The organism is Inquilinus sp. (assembly GCF_039594555.1).
Taxonomy (GTDB): Bacteria; Pseudomonadota; Alphaproteobacteria; order DSM-16000; family Inquilinaceae; genus Inquilinus.
On sequence record NZ_JBCNNF010000445.1, the window covers coordinates 1 to 5,557 of the forward strand.

A 5,557-nucleotide genomic window follows, 5' to 3' on the forward strand; every position below is an offset into this window, starting at 1 on the left:
GACCCCTTCTGGATTGCCGGGTCAAGCCCGGCAATGACAGGAAGGAAGGCCGTTGCAGCGCTAAGCCCGGCTTTTCGCCGCGATCTCGTAGACGTCGCGCGACAGGTCGGGCGCCGCCAAGATCCGGTCCAGCTCGGCTTTCATCGCCGCCTGCCGGACCGGCTCGTGGCGCTGCCAGCGGCCCAGCGGCACCAGGATGCGCGCCGCCAGCTGCGGGTTCGGCCCGTTCAGCGCCAGCACCTGGTCGGCCAGGAAGGCGTAGCCGGAGCCGCCCGCGGCGTGGAAATGCAGCGGGTTGCCCATGGCGAGGCTGGAGATCAGCGCCCGCGCCCGGTTCGGGTTGCGCAGGGTAAAGGCCGGGTGCCGGGTCAGCGCCTTGATGGCGTCGAGCGTGCCGGGCAAGGCGGACGTCGCCTGCAGCGCGAACCACTTGTCGACCACCAGCGGCTCGTCCTGCCATTTGGCGTAGAACGCCTCCAGCGCCTCGGCCCGCTCCGGGATGTCGCGGTCGCGCAGCACGGTCAGGGCCGCCAGCACGTCGGTCATGGTGCCGGCGGTGCGGGCCTGGGCCAGCACCAGCCCCGTCGCCTCGGCATCGTCCTCGAGCAGGCCGAGATAGGCCAGGCAGGCATTCTTCAGCGCCCGCCGGCCGACCGCGGCGGCCGAGACGTCGAACGGTCCCTGGTCGTCATTGGCGCGGTAGACAGCCAGCAGCCGGTCGCGCAGTGCCGTGGCGATGGCCAGCCGGGCGGCTTCGCGCACCGCATGGATGCCGTCGACGTCGATCACCGTCATCTGGTCGGCGAGGAAGGATTCGCCCGGCAGCGCCATCGCCTCGGCGATGAAGGCGGCATCGAGATCCGTGTCGTCCAGCAGCCGGCCGACGGCGGCGACGAACTCCGGGTCCAACTGCCAGCCGCGGCCGGCCTTGCGCGCCGCGACGCCGTCCAGCAGCAGCTGCGTCGCCAGCTGCTGGCCGGCCTCCCAGCGGTTGAACGGGTCGCTGTCATGGGCGAACAGGAAGGCCAGACGCTCGCGCGGCTGCGGCGCCAGCTTGATCGGGGCGGAGAAGCCGCGGAACAGCGACGGCACCGGCCGCCCGGCCAGTCCTTCGAACACGAAGGTCTGGCGCGCCCCGGTCAGCGACAGGATCCGGGTGCCGGGCCTGCCTTCGGCCTCGCTGGCCAGCCGCACCGGCAGGTCGCGGCCCTGGGTGTCGAGCAGGCCGAGCGCGACCGGGATGTGCAGCGGCTGCTTGTCCGGCTGGCCCGGCGTCGGTGCGGTCGCCTGCGCCAGGGTCAGGCTGTAGCGGCCGGACGCGGCGTCCCACGCCTCCTCGGCCGTGATCTCCGGCGTGCCGGCCTGGGAATACCAGCGCCGGAACAGTTTCAGATCGACGCCGCTCGCATCCTCCATCGCCGCGACGAAGTTCTCGCAGGTCGCGGCCTGCCCGTCATGACGTTCCACATAGAGATCGATGCCCTTCCGGTAGCCCTCGGTCCCGAGCAGGGTGTGGATCATGCGGATGACCTCCGCCCCCTTCTCGTACACCGTCGGCGTGTAGAAGTTGTTGATCTCGATATAGCTCTCCGGCCGGATCGGGTGGGCGATCGGGCCGGCATCCTCCGGGAACTGGATGGCGCGCAGGCGGCGGACATCGGCGATGCGCTGCACCGGCCGGCTGTTCAGGTCAGCCGAGAACTCCTGGTCGCGGAAGACGGTCAGGCCTTCCTTCAGCGACAGCTGGAACCAGTCGCGGCAGGTGATGCGGTTGCCGGTCCAGTTGTGGAAATACTCGTGCGCCACCACGGATTCGACGCGCTGGAAGTCGCCATCGGTCGCGGTCTCGCGGCTGGCCAGGACCAGGGCCGTGTTGAAGATGTTCAGGCCCTTGTTCTCCATCGCCCCCATGTTGAAGTCGGAGACGGCGACGATCATGAACAGGTCGAGGTCGTATTCGAAGCCGTAGACCTGCTCGTCCCAGGCCATCGACGCCTTCAGCGACCGCATGGCGTGGCCGACCTTGGTCTCGTCGCCGGGCCGAGTGAAGATCTTGAGCGCGATCGGCCGGCCGGAGCGGGTGGTGAAGCTGTCCTCGACCACCACCAGGTCGCCGGCCACCAGGGCGAACAGGTAGGACGGCTTGGGGAACGGGTCCTCCCATTTCGCCCAGTGCCGGCCGCCCTCGGCCTCGCCGGATCCCACCGGGTTGCCGTTGGACAGCAGCACCGGGTACCTAGCCCTGTCCGCCACGATGGTGGTGGTGTAGCGGGCCAGGATGTCCGGCCGGTCGAGGTAATAGGTGATGTGGCGGAAGCCCTCGGCCTCGCACTGGGTGCAGAAGGCGCCGCCGGAGGTGTAGAGCCCCTGCAGCGAGGTGTTGTCCTGCGGGGCGATCTCGGTGGTGATCTCGAGCGTGAAGCTGCCCGGCAGGCCGGGCAGGGTCAAGTGTTCGGCATCGACCGTATAGCGGTTGTCGCCCAGCGCCTCGCCGTCCAGGACCACGCCGGTCAGCCTGAGGTCCCGGCCGTCCAGCACCAGCGGCGCCGCGGGGTCGGATGTCGCCGGGTTGCGCCGCATGGTCAGGCGAGAGGTCACCGTTGCCCCGTCCTCGCGCAGGTCGAAGCGCAGATCGACCGCGTCGATCAGGAAGTCGGGCAGGCGGTAATCGGCGAGGCGGACGGTGCGCGGGGCGCTGGTGGAATCGGTCATGGTCTCGGCCGCTGGAGGATCTGTTGCCTCCTGTCTAGACCAGCGCGACCGGCGGGGCAAAGCCCCCGCTCTCAGCCGAAGAACCCCGTCCGGTGCACCACCGCGGCCGAGACCCGGCGCACCAGGCCGTAGATCTGCCGCATCGGGCGGAAGATCCGCTCATTCTCGAACTGGTAGTTCTGGCTCTCATCCGACCGGTAGGTCGCGGCCTCGCCGAAATCGGCCACCGCGATGGTGTCCTCGGTCAGCGGGAAGATCTCCTCCAGCGACGCGACCGCCGGCAGGACGTCGAGATGCAGGATGCGGGCGATCACTTGCTTCACGGTGAGGTTGTGCCGGCTGGAGAATTCCGGGATCCGCATCGCCAGCAGGAAGATCTCCTGGATCAGCGCCAGGCGCACCGCGTGCAGCACGGCCAGCGCGTCGCGGCTGGCGGCGTCGACATGCGGCGACTGTTCGGCGATACTCTCCAGCCCCTCGCGCAGCAGGATGAAGTCCTTGTGCAGGGCGCGGAACACCCGGCTCTGCCGCTCATAGACCGGCATCGGCTCGAGATGGCCGGACAGCGCCACCATCCGGTCCGCCTGCTCGCGGTCGCCGGTGGCGGCGGCGCGGGTGATCCAGGATCCGGGGTCCAGCGCGTCGATATAGGACTTCATCGCCGCCGGATTGCTGGCCGAGGCGCCGTAGGTGATGATCCCCAGCAGCTGCCGGAACCGCGGCGAGGCGGCATAGAGCTCGCGGAACCGCTCCGGGTCCTTGGCGATGGCGGCGCCGGCACCGCCGACGCTGTTCGCCATCAGGCCCAGCTGCATCAGGATCGCATTATGCGGGATCGCCCGCAGCTGCGACGGCATGGCATGGTCCAGCTCGCTCGGGTCCTCGTGCTGCCGCTTGGTGGCGCGGCTGCCGGAGGGGAACAGGAGGTTCGGGCCCAGCGCCTGCAGCAGCACCCCGTAGTCGCGGCTCTCCATCAGCCGCACCTGGAACTCCTTCACCGTGGTGAAGAACTCGCGGATGTAGGAGGCCTCGTCGTAGAACGGGTCCTCGCCGGTGCCGTCGATCTCGGCCAGCACGTGCTGCAGGATGCGGGTGACCACCGCATAGGCCAGGTCGGGATGGGCGAAGTAGAGGTAGCCGTCGCCGCCCTGGAAGCTGACCTCCTGCTTGAAGGCGACGCCTTGCTCGACCATGAAGGCCCGGGTCGCCGGCGGGTCGACATAGGACAGCCGGTCGGCGATGCCGCCCGGATGGCAGCCGCGGCCGATCGATTCGCCATGGGTGTCGAAGATCAGCAGCCGCACGTCCGGCAGGCCGGCCTTGGCGATCACCCGGATCAGGCGCAGCCGGAGCCGCTCGATCGAGGCGCCGGCCGGGGTCTGGCCGAGATAGCGCCCGGCGTCGGAATAGCCGGTCTGGACGCAGACCCGGCCGCGGCGGCGGACATAGTCGCGATAATGCGGGTTCTCCAGCAGCTGCTCGATGATCCGGCTGCCGTTCTCCAGCGCCTTCTCGGTCTCGAACAGCGGTGAGATGTCGACCATGCCGTCGACCCCGAACAGCCGGGCGTAGTACAGCGCGGTCAGGCAGGTGAAGGCGCTCTCGCTCTCGGCGATCAGGAAGCGGATCGGCGCCGAGCGGTCGTTGTATTTCAGCATCTGCGCCAGCAGCATGAACAGGCGCTTGACCGAGGTGCGCTCCGCCAGCAGCGACCCGAAATTCACCGACACCGGCTCGACCGCGTCGAGCAGGGCGTTCAGCCGGTCGAGATAGGATTGGCGGTAGCGCGGGTCGTTTGGGTCGGACACCATTCCGACCGCCTTGCGGATGGCATTGTGCACCTGGGTGGCGTTGATCCGCACATGGGTGTGGGCGGCGCCCAGCCCATGCGTCGCCAGCTCGGCGCGCAAGAGGCAGAAGCGGCGCGACAGCTCCGGGTCCTCGGTCCGCTCCAGCGCCCGGTCGACGATCGCGATCAGGCTGGCGGATTCGGTCAGGCGCAGCGCCTGGCCGGCATGGATGCGCTGGCTGATGACGCGGATCTGCTCACGGCCGGCGGCGGAGCCGGGGTCGGCCACGGCGAAGGCGGCGACCTCGTCGCGGATCTGGGCGATGGCCAGCGCGATCCGGCTCTCCAGCAGGTCCAGCGTCTCCAGCAGGTCGGCGGCGCCGCGCGGCGCCTGGGCCCGGATCGTCCGCACCTCCGCCAGGTAATGGTCCAGCTGCGCCGCCTGGACCAGCAGCCGCTTGTGCAGCGTGTCGGTCCAGCGGATGTCGGAGCGGCCGTCCAGGTCGTAGCCGACCCAGGAGGCGAGGGTGACCAGCCGCGGCGTCAGACCGCGCCAATCCTCGGGATAGGCCTCGCGGGCCACGTCCAGCAGGATGCCCCAGGCCCGGCCCAGCGCGACGCGGGCATTGGCGATGGCGTCCAGCGACAGCGCATGCTCGCGCGCCAGGCTCAGATCCTCGTCCGGCCGGTGCTCGGCCGCGGCGGCGCGGTCCAGCAGGGCGGCCTTCGCCTCGTCGCTCAGCACCGTGCCGTCGGCGGCGCGGCCGGCGGCCAGCGCCGCCAGGTCGGCCATCAGCCCGCCGGAGAGATTGAAGGTCGGGTGGGCGGTGAAGACGGCGCCGAAGGCCTCGCTCTCGACCTGGCGGCGGAAGGCGGCGAAAGGCACGGCGCCGCCATTGGCGTCGCGGGTCAGTCCCTGGAACAGGGCGCGCAGCGCCGCGTCGTTGGCCTCGGGCGCGGTCTCGCCGAGATAGCGGCCGAGGCGGGCGGCGCGGTGGCTGAAGCCCTCGATGGTCAGGTGGCCGATCAGCCCCTCGACATCGCGGATGTCCAGCT

The 5,557-nt window shown here is 70.1% G+C and carries 2 protein-coding genes; both read right to left on the reverse strand.

The genetic code is table 11. The annotated features are described in order from the left end of the window. Positions 1–60 precede the first annotated feature (60 nt). A complete protein-coding gene (gene pepN, locus ABDW35_RS31190; RefSeq protein WP_343717738.1) occupies positions 61–2,712 on the reverse strand; it encodes an aminopeptidase N in 2,652 nt (883 codons plus the stop codon). A gap of 71 nt (positions 2,713–2,783) precedes the next feature. Further along, positions 2,784–5,557, reverse strand: a 2,774-nt coding sequence (locus ABDW35_RS31195) for a phosphoenolpyruvate carboxylase (RefSeq protein WP_343717739.1), incomplete at its 5' end; no start/stop codon positions are given.

Bases quoted from the DNA above. Each gene is read 5' to 3' on its own strand.
- pepN (WP_343717738.1), bottom strand. From the start codon at position 2,712: ATGACCGATTCCACCAGCGCCCCGCGCACCGTCCGCCTCGCCGATTAC.